We start from the raw sequence: 17,966 nt of genomic DNA, 5'->3' as shown, positions 1-17,966 counted from the left end.
AGCGCCTCAGTGGCGCGTTCACTGTTTTGACGAGCCAACCCTTGCGGCTCGCGCGGAGGGATGCGTGGCTATTTACGTGGAATTTCCAGATGGCACCGGACGCGCGGTCGCCTCCCACCTGCGTCCACTGACCCCGTATCTTCATGATGGTCCTCCTGAATTTGAGCAGGTTCCACTGAACTGTGATCCCGTTTGGCGCTATGAACGAAAGGGTCAGCGCTGGATCGCGTGCCGCCGTAATCCCGGCGTCACGACCCTCCAGCCTGCGACGGTGGAATGGTGGCGCTCCATCGATCAGATGCAGGGACCGGCTACTGTGCCCGCCCCGCTGCTTCAGCGCCCAGATCAAGATGGGACAGATCCATTTCGCTCTGCCGCCTGACACTACCGCCGCGCAGCCATTTATCGGTCGATCAAGACTTTCAAATAGGTGGCCGCTATTTCGGTGTGGTCGGCATCCCCTCGATTTTCCTGTTTGAAAAGCTGCGTAAGTTCCCTGTGAATATCGGCTTCGCGTCCTGTGCTGGCTGCCGCCTCATAGGCGTTCATCGTCGGGCCATAATAGCTGCGAAAGATATCCAGAAATGCGACCGGCGGACCGGGATAGCGGAAGGTGTAGGTCGCCCGCTCACACCGAATATCAGCATCCTGCACGCCAGCGGTCGTAAATCGTTCGCGCACAATGTCCTCCACGCCCCAACTGATTGGGCTGACGAAGCCTTCCGGGGGTGGTGGGGTATAAAGCGCGCAGGTTTCAAGGATTCTGGCGATCAGGGTGGGATCGCCCGGAATCCAGTTGCCCATGACGACGCGTCCACCCCGGCGCGTCACCCGCACCATTTCCCGCGCAACGTCGAAGGGGCGGGGCGCGAACATCGCGCCGAACATGCTGACAACCAGATCGAAGCTGTCGTCGGCGATCTCATCCAGGCTGGACGCGTCACCTTCCTGGAAGCGGATATTCGTGAGACCCGCTTCCCTCGCGCGCGCCTCTCCGGCGGCGACAAGGTTGGACGCAATATCGACGCCCAGGACCTTTGCGCCGCGAAAAGCGGACGGCAGCGCGGTCGTGCCGTCGCCGCAGCCAAGGTCCAGCACATCCATGCCAGGCTGGACATTCAAACTTTCCACCAGCTCGTCGCCGCTTTCCCGCATGGTTTGTGCCAGGCGCGTGAAATCGCCCTTTTCCCATAAAGCCTTATTGGGGTTCATCGCTCGCACCTCCTTGAAGGTCGTGTTCGGCAGCGTTCAGGCGGTCTGCCGCGCCGCCTGGACAATCGTATCAGCCAGCTTGGGAGCAACCTCGGCCAGATGGTCGAAATGCGCCTCATAATGGGCCATGCCCTGGCTCATCGACCGGACTTCCGCCTCAAGCCCGTGCAGGCTGGCCTCAGGCAGCAGCATTTCGACGACGTCCCAGTTCGACCAGCCTTCCAGCGGATTCATCCGCAGCACCTGGCCACGGCGGCTCGCGGCGGCTGATGTGATGCGGGATGTCGCACTGCCCGGGGTGGTGATGGTAACGTGCGCGACGGGTTCCAGCAGATAGGGCGATGCTCCGGCTAGCGCGTCCGCCGTTGCAATCCGTCCAGCGGTGCGGAACGCCAGCTCCGAACTGTCCACGCTGTGGAAGGACCCATCGACCAGCGCTGCCGCCACGTCCACGACCGGAAAGCCCAGGGGGCCTTTGACCAGCGCGTCCATCATCCCTTTTTCAACAGCGGGTATCCACTGTTTTGGCACGGCGCCGCCAGTAATGCGCTCTTCGAACAACGTCCCTTCACCGCGCGCCAACGGCCGGACTTCCAGCACGACGTCGCCATATTGGCCATGGCCGCCTGACTGTTTCCTGTGGCGACCGCGTTGCGTGACCGGCCTTCGAATGGACTCCCGATAGGCGATGGTCGGACGCTGGATCGACAAATCGACGCCATAGCGGCGTTTCAGCCGATTGACGACGACCGCCAGATGTTCTTCGCTCATGCCGTGCAGCAATGCTTCTCGCGAAATATCGTCCTGGTCCCACAGCACTCCAGGGTCTTCTTCGGCCAAGCGGTTGAGGGCCATCGACAGCCGGACTTCGTCCTTATGATCCTTGGCCGCGATAGCGACAGTGCAGTTGGCTACGGGCCGCCGAAGGTGCAAGGGGATTCTGACCGGGGCACCCCCGGCGCCAAGCGCGTCACCTGCCCGGACGGTATCGACCTTCGCGATACCCAGGATGGAGCCGACCGGTGCCGCCGCGATCTTGGTTGCGGCCCCGCCCTGAAGCGCGAACAGGCTTCCTACTCGCACTGACTGGCCTTCGCCGTCGATCAATTCGGCTCCTTCGGACAGTGGCCCGCCAAACAGCCGTGCTATTGCCAGCCGTCCGACGGTCGATGCGTGGGAAATCTTGCAGACCTGCGCGCAGCAGCCGTCCGCGCCGATCCGCGCCGCCGTCTGATCCGCGTGCGACGTGTCGTGCCGCAGCATCTTGAGCAGCCGACGGATGCCAAACCCGCTGGCGGCCGATCCGAACAGCACCGGCACGATCAGTCCGTTGGCCGTTTCCCGCGCAAGATCCGCGAAGATCGTATCCAGGCTCGGCTGCTCGTCGGACAACAGCTGTTCCAACAGCATGTCATCATGATCGGCCAGCTGTTCCAGCATGTGAAAGCGGGCCGTGGCTTCCTCACCTTCAAGGTCAGGCGCAATCGGCACTACCGTTGATGCTTTGCCCGGCTCATAGCGATACGCGCGTTCATGGGCGAGGTCGACAAATCCTACCACCTTGTCGTCGTTACGGATCGGAATCTGGCGGGCAACCAGCGCTGCCTTGCTCATCGGGGCGAGTGCTGCCAGCAGCTCTTCGACGCTGCCCCGCGCCTGGTCCATCTTGTTGATGAACAGGGCATGGGGAATGCCTGCCTGCTCCAAATTCCTGAGTGTCGGTTCGACCAAGGCGGCACGCGCGGGATCGGGATCGACCACGACGATGGCCAGGTCGGCAATGTGGAGTGCAGCGCCGCCATCGGCCGCAAAGCCGGGTGATCCCGGAATATCGATCAGCGAAAAGCCATCCCCCATCCACTCAAAATGCATGAGGTTGAGTTCGGTCGAACTGCCACGCTCCCGCGCTTCGGGGGTTGCGTCGCCGACACTGCTGCCCGCTGGAACCGATCCCTGGCGCGGGATGGCCCCGGACACGAATAGCATCGCTTCGGCAAGGCTGGTCTTGCCCGCTCCTGCGGGTCCAACGAGCGCGACGGCCCGCACATCGCTGCCGCTCATCCTGGCTCTCCTCCAACTCATCCATCCTTCTGCGAGGATGGCCGCGTGGAGCCGCGATGTTCCTCCTAAATCGCCGTGAACGCAAGCAGCCCAAAAGGGAGGGGTGGGCTATCGGACAGGGTAGTCGCCCTTGGAGCTCAAAGCGGCCAGGCCCACAGGATCAGCGGCGTGCCCAGCACGACGACGAGCAGCGACAGTGGCGCGCCCAGCCGGGCATAATCGCTGAATTTGTAGCCGCCCGGTCCCAGGACGAGCGTATTGCACTGGTGCCCGATGGGCGTCAGGAAATCGCAGCCTGCTCCAATGGCGGTGGCAATCAGGAAGGCTTCGGGCCGATAGCCAAGGTCATGGGCGAAAACCGCGGCGATCGGAGCCATCACCAACACGGTCGCGGCATTGTTGAGGAACGGCGTCACCGCCATCGCCGCTACCAGGATCAACGCCACTGCGCCCCATGGGGGCAAGATCGCCGCGATGTGGGCAAGTTCGGTAGCAATGACAGTCGATGCGCCCGTGCTTTGCAGCGACTCGCTGACCGGGATCAGCGCGCCCAGCATGATGAGGATTGGCCATTCCACCGCATCATAGGCTTCCCTCACGGGCAGCGCGCCCGTGATGATCACTGCCCCGGCGGCGGCGAAGAAGGCGACGGCTACAGGGATCATGCCGGTAGCGGTTGCAGTCATGGCGACGGCCAGGATGGCGAGCGGTAGCCAACCCCTTTGCGAAAGTCCCAGCCGGATTGACCTTTGCGCCAATGGCAGCACGCCTAGTTGATGCAGCCGGTTGGGCAGCAGCGCGATAGAACCCTGCAACACCAGCACGTCGCCCGCGCGCAATACCGTCTGCCCCAGCTTGCGCGTCAGCGTCTCACCAGCGCGCGCCACGCCGATCAGGTTTATGCCAAAACGTTCGCGCAGCAGCAGGCGGCCCGCCGTGCGACCAATCAGGGCGGAATCGGTGGTCACGACCGCTTCGATGACGCCGACGTCATCGGCATCTTCGTCCGCTTTATCATCGGTGCCGGTCAGCGCCAGCCTGTCCCGCGCGATCACGCGTTCCAATGCATCAGGCGCGCCCCCCAGGATGAGCACATCGCCTTCCTTCAGGTGAACATGCGGTTCGACCGCGCCATGCATGTCGCCGCGCAACAGGCTGGTCACAGTGATCTGCTGCTCGTGCCGCTCCAGAAATTCCGCAATGCTGTCGCCTATGGCGGGCGAATCCTTCTGTACGGCAGCTTCGGTGACATAGTCGGAAATATTCAGCGCTTCTCCCATTGTCGGCACACCTTGCCGGTTGCGGGGAAGCAGGCGGTAGCCAAAGCGCAGGAAGATAAGACCGATCACCAGCAAGCCGAAACCGGTCGGAAAGAAGTCGAACATACGGAACGGCTCGCCGGTCATGTCCTCGCGCACGCGACTGACGATGATATTGGGCGACGTGCCGACCAGCGTCATCAAACCACCCAGCAGCGATGCGAACGACATCGGCATCAGGTAGACAGATGGGCTGGCGTCATTCTTTTTCGCCATTTGGATCGCGGCGGGCATCAGCATGGCGAGTGCACCGACATTCTTTATCAGTGCCGAGGCAGCGCCGACCGAGGCGGTCAGCACCAGCAACTGGGAGCTGACCCTGCGAATATGCTGCGAAATGAAGCCAAGCGCGGTTTCGATCGCACCTGAACGCTGGACCGCCGCCGACATGACCAGTGCGGACCCGACGATGATGACGATGTCGTCCGAAAAGCCGGTAAATGCGTCTTTTGGCTTGACGATCCCGACCAGCAGCGCCGCCAACAGGGCGATCACCGCTGTCACGTCATAACGGAACCGGCCCCATATGAAGAGCCCCATCATACCGGCGAGCGTTGCGATGGACAGCCACTGGGGAAGGGTCATGATGCGGCGTGACTGGCGGGCATGGCCGGACCTTTAGCGTGAGGGTGGGGAAAGGCCAATGGTGAACCGGCAGCATCGGGACCGGTTCATTCATCGTTTGTCGATCGGGTCAGGGAAGCCCTGGACCCGGCGGGCCGCATCGGTTCGCCCTGGGGTGGCGTCGCGCCGTCCGGTGTGCGGGACGCGGGATCGGGCGCCCGGTCGCTGGTGTAGATGACCAACGTGACGAGAATTATAAGGCCAAACAACATGGCGGCAACGAACATGCACGATCTGCGCTTGTTGCGAACGTCAGCCATCGCGAGCATCCTTGAGCAGCGAAACATGCAGTCGCCAGCCCGCAGGGCCGAGGCCGCCTCGGACGCGGTTTAGATTGACGGAAGATTTTTGCGTCATGGCCATGGTCCAGAGTGCATAACCAGCCGAACGCCGAGCGGTGCCATGAATTTCGGCGGCGACAAAAAATTCCCTGGAGCCACCGCGCGTTCATCCCTGTTTTGGAAAGACCAACGCAGAAGATGTACGTCCATGTGAATGGCGCGATAGTTTATCTCTGGCGTGCTGCTGATCCCTGCCCTTTCGGCGCGGAGTGCATAGCGTGAAGAGCCGTGCTTCTCTGTCTGAGGCACTGCTTCCTCAAAAATGCAGGGTTCTTGCCGACGTCCCCCGGACCCGCATGGCGGCGATCTCTACCATCTAATCGATTTCCAGGCGGAGTTCTTACTCGGCGCCACATTTTAGGCGCAGGCAGTAATCGGCATAGTGCGCCGACGGCGTTCAAGTGAGGGTGCCATCGGCATGATCCGCCCGTGTGAAATAGAGGCTTTCTGGTCAGCTAAAATGGCCAATGTCATTTCAAAGCGCTTGGATGACCTCGATTATGTGCCCGTCAAGGTCGGTCGCATAGGCCAGCTTTATCCGATGGTCCGGCATTTCGACAACGGGCACGGTTATACACCCGCCAGCGGCGCTAAATGCGGTTACAGTAGCCTCGACGTCATCCACCATGAAGCCGATCACCGTTTCACCTGGCGCGGACATGGGCCTGTTGGGATAGCGGATCAGGTTGAGCTGCGGGCTGCCGGGGCCGCCATCCGGTACGGCGAGGATCACTTCCTGTAACTGTCCCGGACCTTCACCAAATTCGATATAGGTTACGCGCGAAAGGCCCAATGTCTGGATGTAAAATTGCTCGGCCGCGTCGAGATCGGCGACGACGATCTTGGTGAAGGCAAAGCTTTGAGCTGTCATGACATAACCTCGATATTGCGAAAATAGCGGCGCCCGTCAAAGGCAGGTTCTACCCCGCAGTCCAGCGTCTTCTCATATGTACCTTGGGACGGGGCCGTCATTGGGCAGGGATGTTCCGCTGCCCTTTGCTCCGTCACGACCCTCAGGCGACCAGTCTCGGCGCGACCGGATCTTCAGGCACGTTCTTGGGCGTGCCAATGTCATAGACGCGCGTGAGCAGATTGATGAAGTTCGTGTCCCGCACCGGATCGGTCGGCATGTCGAAAATCTCACCACGCGCACGCAGGTCGCTGATGAATATGTTGAACGCCATATCGACGGTAATGTCGTCGCTGTGGTCATACGCCTGCTTCAATTCCGCCAGATCGCTGTAGACCGTCGCTCCCCAGTGGAAGAGCAGGCGGAATTCATTGGCCGGTATCTTCGCCACGACCTTGTCATCGGTCATGATCCGCCAGCCTTCGGGCGTTTCGGGGTCGGCGGATATCGTCGAGTTGATTGCCAGACCGGCAGGTCGGCGTTGATCGACCGGACCGCAGCCCTGCGCCGTGTGGAACATCATCTCATTTTCGACGACTACGCCGCGTCCCCACATCGGGGCTTCCAGACAGGCCGGATTTTCGCGCGGGCCATTGGGCCAATAATGAAAGCCGCCGCCGATCTCGCCTTGATAATACCAGGCTATGACCTGAGCCTTCTTGGCCTGCCAGCGGCGGAAAAGCCCGGATTTCGCCATCGTGTTCAACAGCCAGATCGGCGCATTATGCGCATAAAGACCACGGAACTGGGTGCCATCGACATGCGGCGATCCACCGGCGCTGGCCGGACCCTGCATGTTGAACATCAGCTGGTCGCACTCGACATAGGGCGTCTGCCAATAATCGCGAACGAGATTGAGAAACTTTGGATTGAAGAAACAATCGTCCAGTTCAGGGTAATAGTTGACCCCATCCCTGGCAAAATATCCGCGGAATACCGGGTTCATGAACATGTCCCAGCTGGGCGTGAACCCTTCAGCCGCCACGCCCGTCGTCGTTGCGATGACTTCTTCGGGCGAAGAGAAATATTGCGACAGGATCAGGTCCCATGGGCCTTCGCGACGGGCCACGTCCAGCATGCGCCGGTGCTGGTCTTCAGTGAACAGATCGTCAATGATGACCGGCGGCGCGACCGGCAGGAATGTTGAAGCGATATCGCGCGGCATGGCTAATCCTCTCGCATATTTTGACGCACCGGCTGAGGCTGAACACGCGTCCTGCATTTAACGCATGCGCTCCACACCGACAATATTTTCCAAATCATATTCGTATATTATTTCGCTGCACGCAAAAAGCTCTGCAGGAACGTGGACTGCACCAGACTGGGCTAAAATGTGACATAGGAAAAGGCGCGAATTGTGAATAGCAGGATAACAGAATCCGCAACCCTCCAGTAAATAGAACGGTTGAGTTGGATTAATTTTAGGATATGGATAGACGCCCGAGGAGAGACCGATGTCCATGCCTTTCACCCTGCACCGCCGTCATTTCCTGAAAAGCACGGCCGCCGCGCTGGCGCTGATGGCTGCCGGCGTCGATCCGGTCGCTGCGGCCACGCTTGCCCAAAAGGAACGGCGCTTCATCGAAAATCTGCTTCGCCGCATGACGATAGAGGAGAAAGCGGGCCAGCTTTCCCTCTTCACCGCACCTTTTTCGGTCCAGGTCAATCCGGTCACCGGCCCCCCCGCCCGCGTGAAGGAAGTGCAGGCGCAGGTTCGGGCAGGCGGCGCCATCGGATATTTTGGCTCGTTCGATCCGGTCTTCCTGCGGTCCCTGCAAAAAATCGCGGTTGAAGAATCGCGGCTTGGCATACCGTTGATCTTCGCCATCGACGTGATCCACGGTTTGCGCACCATCTATCCGACCCCGCTGGGCGAAGCGGCCAGTTTCGATCCTGACCTTTGCTATCGCACGGCGCGGGCATCGGCGCAGGAAGGAAGCGGATTTGGCTTGCACTGGTATTTTGGCCCAATGGTGGATGTGGCGCGCGACCAGCGCTGGGGCCGGGTTACGGAAGGGGCGGGCGAAGACCCCTGGCTGGGGTCGCTTCTAGCTGCGGCGCGCGTACGCGGCTATCAGGGACCGGATCTGAAAGCGGATGATGGCATGCTGGCCTGTCCCAAACATTTCGCCGCCTATGGGGCGGTGGAAGCGGGCATGGATTATAACAGCGTCGATATGTCGCAGGTGACACTGCACCAGGTGCACCTGCCACCCTTCAAGGCGGCGTTCGACGCGGGTGCGCTGTCGGTCATGTCATCGTTCAACGACATTGGCGGGGTGCCATCGACCGGCAACCGTGCGCTGCTGACCGGCATATTGCGGGACCAATGGAAATTTTCGGGCCTTGTCGTGTCCGATTATGAATCGGAAAAGGAACTGATAGCCCACGGCTTTGCCGAGGATGAGGAGGACGCCGTCATAAAGGCGCTGACCGCCGGGTGCGACGTGTCCATGCAAAGTGGACTGTATAACAAGCACATTCCCGCTCTGGTCCGGTCAGGCCGCCTGCCGGTCGGCATCGTCGATGAAGCCGTCCGGCGCGTGTTGCGCGTCAAGCAGGCGTTGGGCTTGTTCGATAATCCCTATCGATCGCTCGCGCCTGAACGTCGTGCGCAGGTGGAAGGCACGCCAGAGATGATTGCGCTGGCGCGGGAAGCGGCGCGCAAGTCCATCGTCCTGCTGAAAAATGAGGGCGACATTCTTCCCCTCCCCAAATCCGGCAAGTCCCTTGCGTTCATCGGTCCATATGTGTCCGACAAGTTCAATGCCTTTGGTGCTTGGGCGGTCGCTGGCGACTTGGGCAAGGTCGTCACGCTCGAAGACAGCGTGCGCGCCATGCTTGGACCGGATGCGCGGGTATCCTTTACCAAGGGGTGCGCCCCCACTCAGCCGATCGACGGTGGCATCGAAGCCGCCGTCGCCGCAGCCAAAGCCGCGGATATCGCGATATTGTTCGTTGGCGAAACCACCAGCCGAAGCGGCGAGGCGGCATCGACCGTCTCCATCACCCTGTCCGACGCGCATCAGGCGCTTGTGGAAGCGGTAGCGGCGACGGGCAAGCCGATGGTCGTCCTGCTCAAACATGGTCGCGGCCTCGCGCTGGCGGGCGCGTGTCTGAAAGCTGACGCGATAGTTGCGACCTGGTTCCTGGGTTCGCAGACGGGACATGGCATCACCGACGTCCTGTTCGGCGACCATGCGCCGCAGGGGCGCCTGCCGGTCAGCTTTCCGCAAGCTGCCGGACAGCAACCCTTTTATTATAATCACCGTTCAACCGGTCGCCCGCAGATCAGTCCTTCGGACGAGGCGTACAAGGCGCGCTACCTGGAAGTCACGAACGAGCCGCTGTTTCCGTTCGGATACGGCCTTGGATATGCGCAAATCTCATACAGCGCGACGGAACTGGACAAGGCCACCATTGGCAAGCGACAGTCGGTCAAGGTGCGCGTCACGCTGAAGAACGAAGGCAAGCGCGCGCACCATGAGGTGGTTCAGCTCTACATGCACGATCGGGTCGCCAGCATCACCCAGCCCGTGCGCGTGCTGCGCAACATCCAGCATGTCGATATCGATCCGGGCCAAAGCCGGGTGGTGGAATTCGAACTGCGGCCCGAAGACCTGTCCTATATTCACGCGGACCTTAGCAACGCAGCCGATCCGGGCAAATTCGACATCTGGATCGCCCCTGATGCGACGCGGGGAACTGCGGCGACGCTGACGCTGATATGATTGCGACGGGGCGCTATACCATCCGCTTTGCGAACTTTTCCATTATCCGATAATCTGTTGTCGGATTGTTCCGGCGGCGACTCGAAAGAATGGCCAGGTAATCGGCCAAGGGGCGCCCCATGATGGGAGAGGGCCTGTGCCGATCGCGGTCGCCATCGCCTTGCTGGTGCTTGGTTCGGTCGCCTTTCATCTGTTCAGTCCCTGGTGGCGTACACCGATTGCTTCCAATTGGGTGTCCATCGATTCCGCGCTCGATGTGACGCTATGGATTTGCGCGGCCGCGTTCGTCCTGCTCAATCTGTTCATGGCCTGGGTGCTGGTGCGCTACCGCAATCGACCGGGCCACAACGCGCATTATGAGCCGGAAAATGCCACCCTTGAAAAACGGCTGACCTTCTGGACGGCAATCGGCATCGCTGGGATGTTGGCGCCGGGGCTGGTGGCATGGGGCAAATATGTGTCCGTACCCAAAGAGGCCGCGATTGTCGAGGCGGTCGGGCAGCAATGGCAATGGTCGTTCCGCTATCCGGGTCCCGACGGCGTTCTGGGGGCGGCAGCGGTCAAATATATCAGTCCTGAAAATGTGCTGGGGCTTGATCCGCTGGACCCCTATGGACGGGACGACCTGTTGGTGGAGGCGGGCGACCTTCATCTGCCGGTGGGAAAGCCGGTGAAGATCGTGCTTCGGTCCAAGGATGTGCTGCACGATTTCTACGTGCCGGAATTTCGGGCCAAGATGGATCTGGTGCCGGGGCTGGTCACCTATTTCTGGATGACGCCGACAAAGGCAGGCACGTACGACATTCTCTGCGCGGAACTGTGCGGAACCGGTCATCATGAAATGCGCGGCAAGGTGGTGGTGGAAACGCCCAAAGCCTTCGCCGATTGGCAGGCGCAGCAGACCAGCTTTTCCGAAATCCTCGCCGACATGCCTCAGGCCGCCATATCGATCATGCTGATCAAGGCCAACGCCTGCACCATATCCGCCACCCGGAGCATTCGCTGATGGCAACGACACTGGCCGACGACCTGCGCCCGCTGCACCATCCCCGCAGCTGGGTGACCAAATATGTCTGGAGCCAGGATCATAAGGTGATCGCGATCCAATATAGCGTCACCGCCATCAGCATCGGGGTGGTTGCGCTGGTGCTGTCCGCACTCATGCGCCTGCAACTCGGCTTTCCCGGACTTTTCCCCTCGATCCAGCCGGACAATTATCTTCAGTTTGTGTCGATGCACGGCATGATCATGGTCGTTTATCTGCTGACCGCGCTACTGCTCGGAGGGTTCGGTAATTACCTGATCCCGTTGATGGTCGGCGCGCGGGACATGGTGTTCCCCTTCGTCAATATGCTCAGCTACTGGCTATATCTGCTGTCGGTGATCGTGCTGGTCGCTGGCTTCTTCGTGCCGGGCGGGCCGACGGGGGCGGGGTGGACCCTTTATCCGCCGCAGGCGATTACAGAAGGGACGCCGGGGCACCAGTGGGGCATTGCGACCATGCTGGTCAGTCTGGCGATTTTCGTCGTGGCCTTCACCATGGGGGGCCTGAACTATGTGACCACGGTGCTGCAGGCGCGGACCAAGGGCATGACCCTGATGCGGATGCCGCTGTCGGTCTGGGGCATCTTCACTGCGTCTGTAATGGGCCTGCTCGCTTTCCCCGCGTTGTTCGTCGCGGCGGTCATGATGCTGTTCGACCATTTCGCGGGCACCAGCTTCTTCATGCCGACAATGCAGAGCATGGGGCGCATCACGCCGACAGAGGGGGGTAGCCCGCTGCTGTTCCAGCACCTCTTCTGGTTCTTCGGCCATCCCGAAGTTTATATCGTCGCGCTGCCTGCCTTTGGCATCGTGTCCGATCTGATCAGCGTCCACGCCCGGCGCAATATCTTTGGCTATCGCATGATGGTGTGGGCGATCGTGATCATCGGCGCGCTCAGCTTCGTGGTCTGGGCGCATCATATGTATGTCAGCGGCATGAACCCCTATTTCGGGTTCTTCTTTGCCACTTCTACCTTGATCATCGCCATACCGACCGCGATCAAGGTCTATAACTGGTTGCTGACCCTGTGGCGTGGCAACATTCATATGCGCGTTCCGATGCTGTTCGCCGTCGCCTTCATCTTCACGTTCATCCATGGCGGGCTGTCGGGGCTGTTCCTGGGTAATGTCAGCGTCGACGTGCCGCTGTCTGATACTTTCTTTGTCGTCGCTCATTTCCATATGGTCATGGGCGTGTCGCCGGTGCTGGTGATTTTCGGCGCGATTTACCACTGGTATCCAAAGATTTTCGGGCGGATGTGGAATGAAACGTTGGGCAAGCTTCATTTCTGGATCACCTTCCTGGGCGTCTACGCGATTTTCCTGCCGATGCATTATCTCGGCATATTGGGCGTGCCCCGGCGCTATTATGCGCTGGGCGAAACGGCGTTCATCCCGCAGTCGGTGCATCTGGCCAATGAATGGATTTCCATCGCGGCGCTGATCGTCTTCGCCGCACAGGGGCTGTTCTTCTTCAACATGATCTGGAGCCTGTTCCGGGGGCCGCGCGCCGACCCGAACCCGTGGGGCGCGGCGAGCTTGGAGTGGCAAACCCCGCAGACGCCGCCCGGATATGGCAATTGGGGGCCGCATCTGCCGGTCGTCTATCGCTGGGCCTATGACTATAGCGTGCCGGGGGCAGCCAGGGACTTTATTCCGCAGACGGAGCCCCGCGCATGAGCTTGCTGACCCGCCTTGCCGAAAGAAGCTGGGAGCCGACGACCGACCGGGACCTGCCGCCGGACCGTCCATCGGCAGGGGCGGTGGGCCTTTCCGCCTATGTCGCGGTCGCCTGCGTCATGTTCTCTCTGCTCGTGGCGGCCTATGTCATGCGCATGGGGCTGCACAGCGCGATGGGCCATAGCGGCACTGACTGGGAACCGATGCCCGACCCACCGCTATTGTGGATCAACAGCGCGGTTCTGGTGGGGGCCAGCATCGCCTGGGAAGTTGCGCGGCGTGCGACCACGCATGGCCGGGCCGTTCGGGCGTCAATCGCAGGGGCGGCACTGGGTCTCTGCTTTCTCATCGGCCAGTGGATGCTGTGGCGCCATTATCAGGCCGCGGGCTATTTTCTGGCGGCCAATCCGGCCAATGCCTTCTTCTACCTGCTGACTGGCTTGCACGGGCTGCACATCATTGGCGGGCTGGTTGCGGCGGGATGGGCGCTGATTGGACGCAATATCCGCCATGTCCGCTTGTGCGCGCTCTACTGGCATTTCCTTCTGGTCATGTGGATATTGCTGGCCGGATTGCTTGTATCGACCTGAAACCCCTGTGGGAAAGGGATTGTATGGCCATGTCTCTGACGATGCCGGACAAGGAAGACCGCGAAATCATCACGCCCGCCTTGCGTGAGATCGCGGCTGACTGGTCAGCCGACAGGGAAGTCTTTCGCCATACCCATTGGGGCAAGGCGATGATGTGGATATTCCTGCTGTCCGATACCTTCATCTTTTCCTGCTTCCTGACCGGGTACATGACGATGCGGATGTCGGCCAGCATGCCCTGGCCCAACACGGCGGAGGTTTTCGCCCTGACGATCGGCGGTCAGAACATACCATTGGTCCTGATCGCAATCATGACCTTCGTGCTGATCAGCTCCAGCGGGACCATGGCGATGGCGGTGAATTTCGGATATCGGCGCGACCGGCGGAAAACTGCCATTCTGATGCTGGTCACAGCCTTGTTCGGCGCGGCCTTCGTCGGCATGCAGGCATTTGAATGGACCAAGCTGATACATGAAGGCGTGCGCCCGTGGAGCAATCCCATGGGCGCGCCGCAGTTCGGCGCCAGCTTTTTCATGATTACGGGTTTCCACGGCTTGCACGTCAGTTGCGGCGTCATCCTGCTATTGATCGTCGCGTCAAAGGTGGCGCGGGGCCATTATGACCGGACCGGCGACTATAGCGCGGTCGAAATCGCCGGGCTCTATTGGCATTTCGTCGATCTGGTCTGGGTTTTCATCTTCGCCTTCTTCTACCTGTGGTGACCGCCATGAAGCACGACATCCCCGCCGCGCAGTCCGAAACCATCCATGACGGGGGGCACCACCCGATCAGCCTGTACCTCAAGGTCTGGGGCTATCTGTTCGTGCTGAGCGCCATGTCCTACATGGTCGATTACATGCAGGTGCAGGGGATCATCCGCTGGACGCTGATCATATTGTTCATGTTGCTAAAGGCCGGTCTCATCCTGTCGATCTTCATGCATCTGGCGTGGGAAAGGTTGTCGCTGATCTACGCCATCCTCGTGCCGCCGCTACTGCTGCTGGTGCTGGTGCGGATCATGACGATCGAAGCGGACTATGCCTGGTGGACCCGCGCTATCTTCATGGGTGGAGGGGGTTGAGCCATGATCCGTATGCGCTGGCTGTTGACTGGAATGTGCGTCGCGGGGGCGGCGGCTTCGCTGTGGAGCCTGAACTGGTTCGCGGGGCAGCTATATTCCACCGCAGAGGCAGGCGATCTTGCCTATGTGCCCGACGATACGCCCGCTCGGATCGACATGGCGCAAGTGCAGCGGGATTGGCCCGCCAGCCTTGGCGGACCGGGGGAGGCCAACCGGGTGATCGCCTTGCGCAATCAGATGCAAGGGAAGGCGCCAATGCCTTCTGCAAGCGGCTCAAAAGGCGCGGTTGAACCGATCATTGACCTTGGCACGCTGCTCGCCACCGCCAATCTGGACACGGGCAAGGCCAAGGTGCAGCTTTGCGTCAGCTGCCATGATCTGGCGCGCGGGGGGCCAAATCGGATCGGCCCCAATCTTTGGGATGTGGTCGGGCGTGGCGTGGCGACCCAGGCCGGTTTCGCCTATTCGCCCGCGATGAAGGGGCATGGCGGAACATGGGGCTATCATGATCTGTTCGAATTTCTCGCGTCCCCCGCGCGCGATGTGCCGGGCACAAAGATGGCCTTTGCGGGGTTGCGCAAGCCGGAGGATCGCGCGGCGCTGATCCGTTATCTCGCGACGTTGGGCGACGGCGCGCCGCCGCTGCCCCAGCCATCGCAAAGCGGGGAGGGCGCTCCTTAGAGCGCCTTCGCCCGCTCGCTCAAGTCTGCGGGATTTGAGTTACCGCACCACCGCACGGGTGTAGAGGTGCCACGTCGCATAACCCAGCAGCGGCAACACCACCGCCAGTCCGACCAGCCCCGGCAACGCTCCCAGAACCAGGAGCGCGACCACGATCAGGCCCCAGGCCGCGACCGTCACCGGGTTGTTCCACGCCACGCGGACGGACGTGCGCATTGCGACGCCCCAATTCACCTTTTTATCCACGATCATCGGGAATGAAACAACGCTGATCGCCAGCGCCACGATGGCGAAACACAGGCCGATCAGGTTGCCGATGATGATCATGCGCCATCCTTCAGCCGTGCCGAATACCGCGTTCAGGAAGGCACCGATCGATGAAACCGCTTCCGACCCCAATTGGCCGACAGTCCATTGATAGGTGAACCAGGCCGCCCCGATCCAGCCGAGGAAGAGCATCGCCGTCACGCTGGTCAGGTCGAACAGGGAAGGGGCGGATGGTCCTCGCACGACGTCCAGAAAATGCCGCCAACGCGAATCCAGCCCCTGTTCCCGTCTGCGCGCCAGTTCATAAAAGCCGCTCGCCAGCGGCGGACTGAAAAGGACCGCCCCTGTCAGCAATGGAAACAGCAGCGGCAATATGGAAACTTGGCTGGCCGCCAATATCGCAAACAACACGACCAGCGGATAGATAAGGCCGAGGAATATCAGGTCGCCACGCTTGGCCTGAAAATCTTCCCATCCCTGCCGCAGAGCGATGCGCAGGTCCTCCAGGCCGATCTTGCGAATTTCAAATTCATCGCGGGGCGAAGTCACGTCGACTGGATGCGTAATTGCCATGGCGGCTCTCCCTTCGAAGTTCGCCAAGGACGCTTGAACTCCATGCCCTCCGTCGGGACTGGTGCGATGCGGGCTTTCGGGCCTCGTCAGGGCATCGTCTCGGCACGAGGAACGCCTCATGGCCAATGGGCGCACGTTACACCTTTCCGCCTGCCGCGGGAAGCAGGATGATAGGGCGCAGCAGCGGGTCAAACCGCGTCACCCACGCCAAGGGCCAGAATTGCGGGGTGAGCAACGCCCACCCCGTAAGTCTGGCCCGTAAGTCTTACAGGCCGTCCAGGCCTTTGCTGACCAGGATATTCACCGCAACGCGGCGATTTTGCGCCTTGCCTTCTGCGGTGTCGTTGCTCGCCAGCGGGTCCGCTTCGGCCATGCCGGTCGGGGTCAGCATGCGATAGGGCTTCCACTTGCAGGCTTGCTGAAGATAATTGACGACGCGACCGGCCCGTTTTTCGCTCAGCTGCTGGTTGAAGTCCTCATCTCCGGTGGAATCCGTATAGCCGACGATCAGCAGCAGGGCATTGCTCATCCCTTCAGCCGTTGCCGCGGTGGCGCAGAGATCATTTTTCGCCTGAGCCGACAGCACAGCCTTGCCGGTGTCGAAATTCACGTTGGTCGTGCTTTTGATATTATATTGGTCGATCTCACCCATGCGACCGCGCAGCGCCGCCGTCGCCGCAGTCTGTTCGTCAAACTGCTGGGCGGTGCCGTTGTGGATCATCGACGCTGTCTTCAGATCCTTATTCTGCAATTTGATCTGGCTGGCGACCAGGCCATCACCCGACTGCAACGTCTTTACGGTTACCGGCAAACCGTTGAGCAGTGAAGTTGCGGCCAGTCTGTCGCGGGCGAGGCCGAACAGGCCCTTGCTGGCACTGATCTTGGTGGCGTCGTTGATGACAATCACGGATTTTGTGCCGTCCTCGGCAGTGACCTGCATCCTGTCCCCGCTGCGCGCGGAAATAATGCCCTTGATTTCCGGGCCTTCGGTCGCTTCGGCCTCAGGCATATAAGCTGTCGCCGATACATCGGCACCCGGTGCGTCCTGCGTCTGCGCAGACAGGCTGGTTGACGATGCGCCAGACATAAGGGCCAGCAGTAAAAGATATTTGGGATTTTTAAAGATGATGTTCATCACGCTACTCCTTTAAAATACGATCAGTCGGGCCTGCGTTACCGCAGCTTTTCGTCCGACTGCCGTTCGCCTGATGACGCACCTGGCTGTCAGAACCCCCTCCAATAAACTTCATAAGTCGGGCCGCATTGGCGCCGCGAAAAAAGCGCCAGGAAAGGTCTGCTGTTCAGAGTCACCTTTCTGACACATGAACAGGTCGGTAACCATGGTGTTTGTGCAGGCAATTGGAGCGCTTCGTGCGACGAATGGACACAGACCGTCCGGGAAAAATGAAGGCTTCTATTTGGGGATCGCCTGACAGGCTCTGTCGGGACTGGCCTGCTGATCGCCAATCGTCGTGACAGGTCAGAAAGGACTTGGGCGACCGGAAACGCGACCCAATATCATTATTGTTGTGAAACAATCACTTGGCTCAACCCTCACATGTGGGGCCGAATGGCCGGTTAGCCATTTTATGTGCACGGGGTCCTTCCGACTCGGCCCAGGTCGGCGGCTGGAACAAAAATGATCCGACCGCAGGGGTTCCATCGCACGCCCGGTCGCATTATTTGAAAACCTCGAACACGTAATTAGCGGGTCGTGACCCTAGGTGTTTAGTCCCATCCTTTGATGGTGCATTATTCAACCAGGAATGGAAGGATGCGCTATGGGGCAGATTTTACACGGGAGCGCCCGCACGACTGAGGCAGTCCGTCGAGCGATACAGCATAGTCAAGA

At 60.5% G+C, this 17,966-nt stretch carries 15 protein-coding genes; 7 read left to right on the top strand and 8 right to left on the bottom strand.

Annotated features, from left to right (window positions below; all coding sequences use genetic code 11):
* Positions 1 to 402: 402 nt before the first annotated feature.
* The 6 genes from ACI3KQ_RS08380 to ACI3KQ_RS08355 form a co-directional block, all read right to left on the bottom strand.
* Positions 403 to 1,212 (bottom strand): class I SAM-dependent methyltransferase, encoded by an 810-nt coding sequence (locus tag ACI3KQ_RS08380; RefSeq protein ID WP_404956584.1) that lies wholly within the window; start codon positions 1,210 to 1,212, stop codon positions 403 to 405.
* A gap of 36 nt (positions 1,213 to 1,248) precedes the next feature.
* On the bottom strand, positions 1,249 to 3,273 hold the full coding sequence (locus ACI3KQ_RS08375; RefSeq protein ID WP_404956582.1) for an elongation factor G: 2,025 nt from the start codon (positions 3,271 to 3,273) through the stop codon (positions 1,249 to 1,251).
* 137 nt (positions 3,274 to 3,410) lie between these two features.
* Positions 3,411 to 5,177, bottom strand: a complete 1,767-nt coding sequence (locus tag ACI3KQ_RS08370; RefSeq protein WP_404956581.1) for an SLC13 family permease — start codon at positions 5,175 to 5,177, stop codon at positions 3,411 to 3,413.
* Positions 5,178 to 5,263: 86 nt separating this feature from the next.
* Entirely contained in the window at positions 5,264 to 5,476 is a 213-nt protein-coding gene (locus ACI3KQ_RS08365) for a hypothetical protein (RefSeq protein WP_404956579.1), read from the bottom strand.
* 556 nt (positions 5,477 to 6,032) lie between these two features.
* Complete coding sequence (locus tag ACI3KQ_RS08360; RefSeq protein WP_404956577.1) at positions 6,033 to 6,428, bottom strand: VOC family protein; 396 nt, start codon at positions 6,426 to 6,428, stop codon at positions 6,033 to 6,035.
* Between the two features lie 142 nt (positions 6,429 to 6,570).
* A complete protein-coding gene (locus ACI3KQ_RS08355; protein ID WP_404956575.1) occupies positions 6,571 to 7,632 on the bottom strand; it encodes a hypothetical protein in 1,062 nt (353 codons plus the stop codon).
* A gap of 289 nt (positions 7,633 to 7,921) precedes the next feature.
* Between ACI3KQ_RS08355 and ACI3KQ_RS08350 the strand changes: the two genes are divergently transcribed.
* From ACI3KQ_RS08350 to ACI3KQ_RS08320, 7 genes are all read left to right on the top strand, one after another.
* Complete coding sequence (locus ACI3KQ_RS08350) at positions 7,922 to 10,198, top strand: glycoside hydrolase family 3 N-terminal domain-containing protein (protein WP_404956573.1); 2,277 nt, start codon at positions 7,922 to 7,924, stop codon at positions 10,196 to 10,198.
* Positions 10,199 to 10,334: 136 nt separating this feature from the next.
* Positions 10,335 to 11,204: a cytochrome c oxidase subunit II gene (locus ACI3KQ_RS08345; protein WP_404956571.1), complete on the top strand. Its 870-nt coding sequence runs from the start codon at positions 10,335 to 10,337 to the stop codon at positions 11,202 to 11,204.
* The gene (locus tag ACI3KQ_RS08340; RefSeq protein WP_404956569.1) at positions 11,204 to 12,922 is read left to right on the top strand and encodes a cbb3-type cytochrome c oxidase subunit I; all 1,719 of its coding nucleotides are present in this window, start codon (positions 11,204 to 11,206) and stop codon (positions 12,920 to 12,922) included. The genes ACI3KQ_RS08345 and ACI3KQ_RS08340 overlap by 1 nt, the downstream gene beginning before the upstream one ends.
* Entirely contained in the window at positions 12,919 to 13,512 is a 594-nt protein-coding gene (locus ACI3KQ_RS08335) for a heme-copper oxidase subunit III (RefSeq protein WP_404956567.1), read from the top strand. Before ACI3KQ_RS08340 ends, ACI3KQ_RS08335 begins: the two co-directional genes overlap by 4 nt.
* A 29-nt stretch (positions 13,513 to 13,541) precedes the next feature.
* Positions 13,542 to 14,234, top strand: coding sequence for a heme-copper oxidase subunit III family protein (locus ACI3KQ_RS08330; protein ID WP_404956565.1), 693 nt, complete (start codon positions 13,542 to 13,544; stop codon positions 14,232 to 14,234).
* A 5-nt stretch (positions 14,235 to 14,239) separates the two neighbouring features.
* Positions 14,240 to 14,593 carry a cytochrome C oxidase subunit IV family protein gene (locus tag ACI3KQ_RS08325; protein WP_404956563.1) on the top strand — a complete coding sequence of 118 codons (354 nt, stop codon included), beginning with the start codon at positions 14,240 to 14,242 and terminating at the stop codon, positions 14,591 to 14,593.
* Positions 14,594 to 14,596: 3 nt separating this feature from the next.
* Positions 14,597 to 15,274 carry a c-type cytochrome gene (locus tag ACI3KQ_RS08320; RefSeq protein WP_404956561.1) on the top strand — a complete coding sequence of 226 codons (678 nt, stop codon included), beginning with the start codon at positions 14,597 to 14,599 and terminating at the stop codon, positions 15,272 to 15,274.
* 39 nt (positions 15,275 to 15,313) lie between these two features.
* Here the strand turns inward: ACI3KQ_RS08320 and ACI3KQ_RS08315 are convergent, their stop codons facing one another.
* Both ACI3KQ_RS08315 and ACI3KQ_RS08310 read right to left on the bottom strand, forming a co-directional pair.
* A complete protein-coding gene (locus ACI3KQ_RS08315) occupies positions 15,314 to 16,114 on the bottom strand; it encodes a DUF2189 domain-containing protein (RefSeq protein ID WP_404956559.1) in 801 nt (266 codons plus the stop codon).
* A 265-nt stretch (positions 16,115 to 16,379) separates the two neighbouring features.
* Entirely contained in the window at positions 16,380 to 17,249 is an 870-nt protein-coding gene (locus ACI3KQ_RS08310) for an OmpA family protein (RefSeq protein ID WP_404956557.1), read from the bottom strand.
* Positions 17,250 to 17,966: the final 717 nt, after the last annotated feature.

This window comes from Sphingobium sp. ZW T5_29, assembly GCF_044987515.1.
Classification (GTDB): domain Bacteria; phylum Pseudomonadota; class Alphaproteobacteria; order Sphingomonadales; family Sphingomonadaceae; genus Sphingobium.
This window is presented reverse-complemented; position numbering and strand designations above follow the sequence as displayed.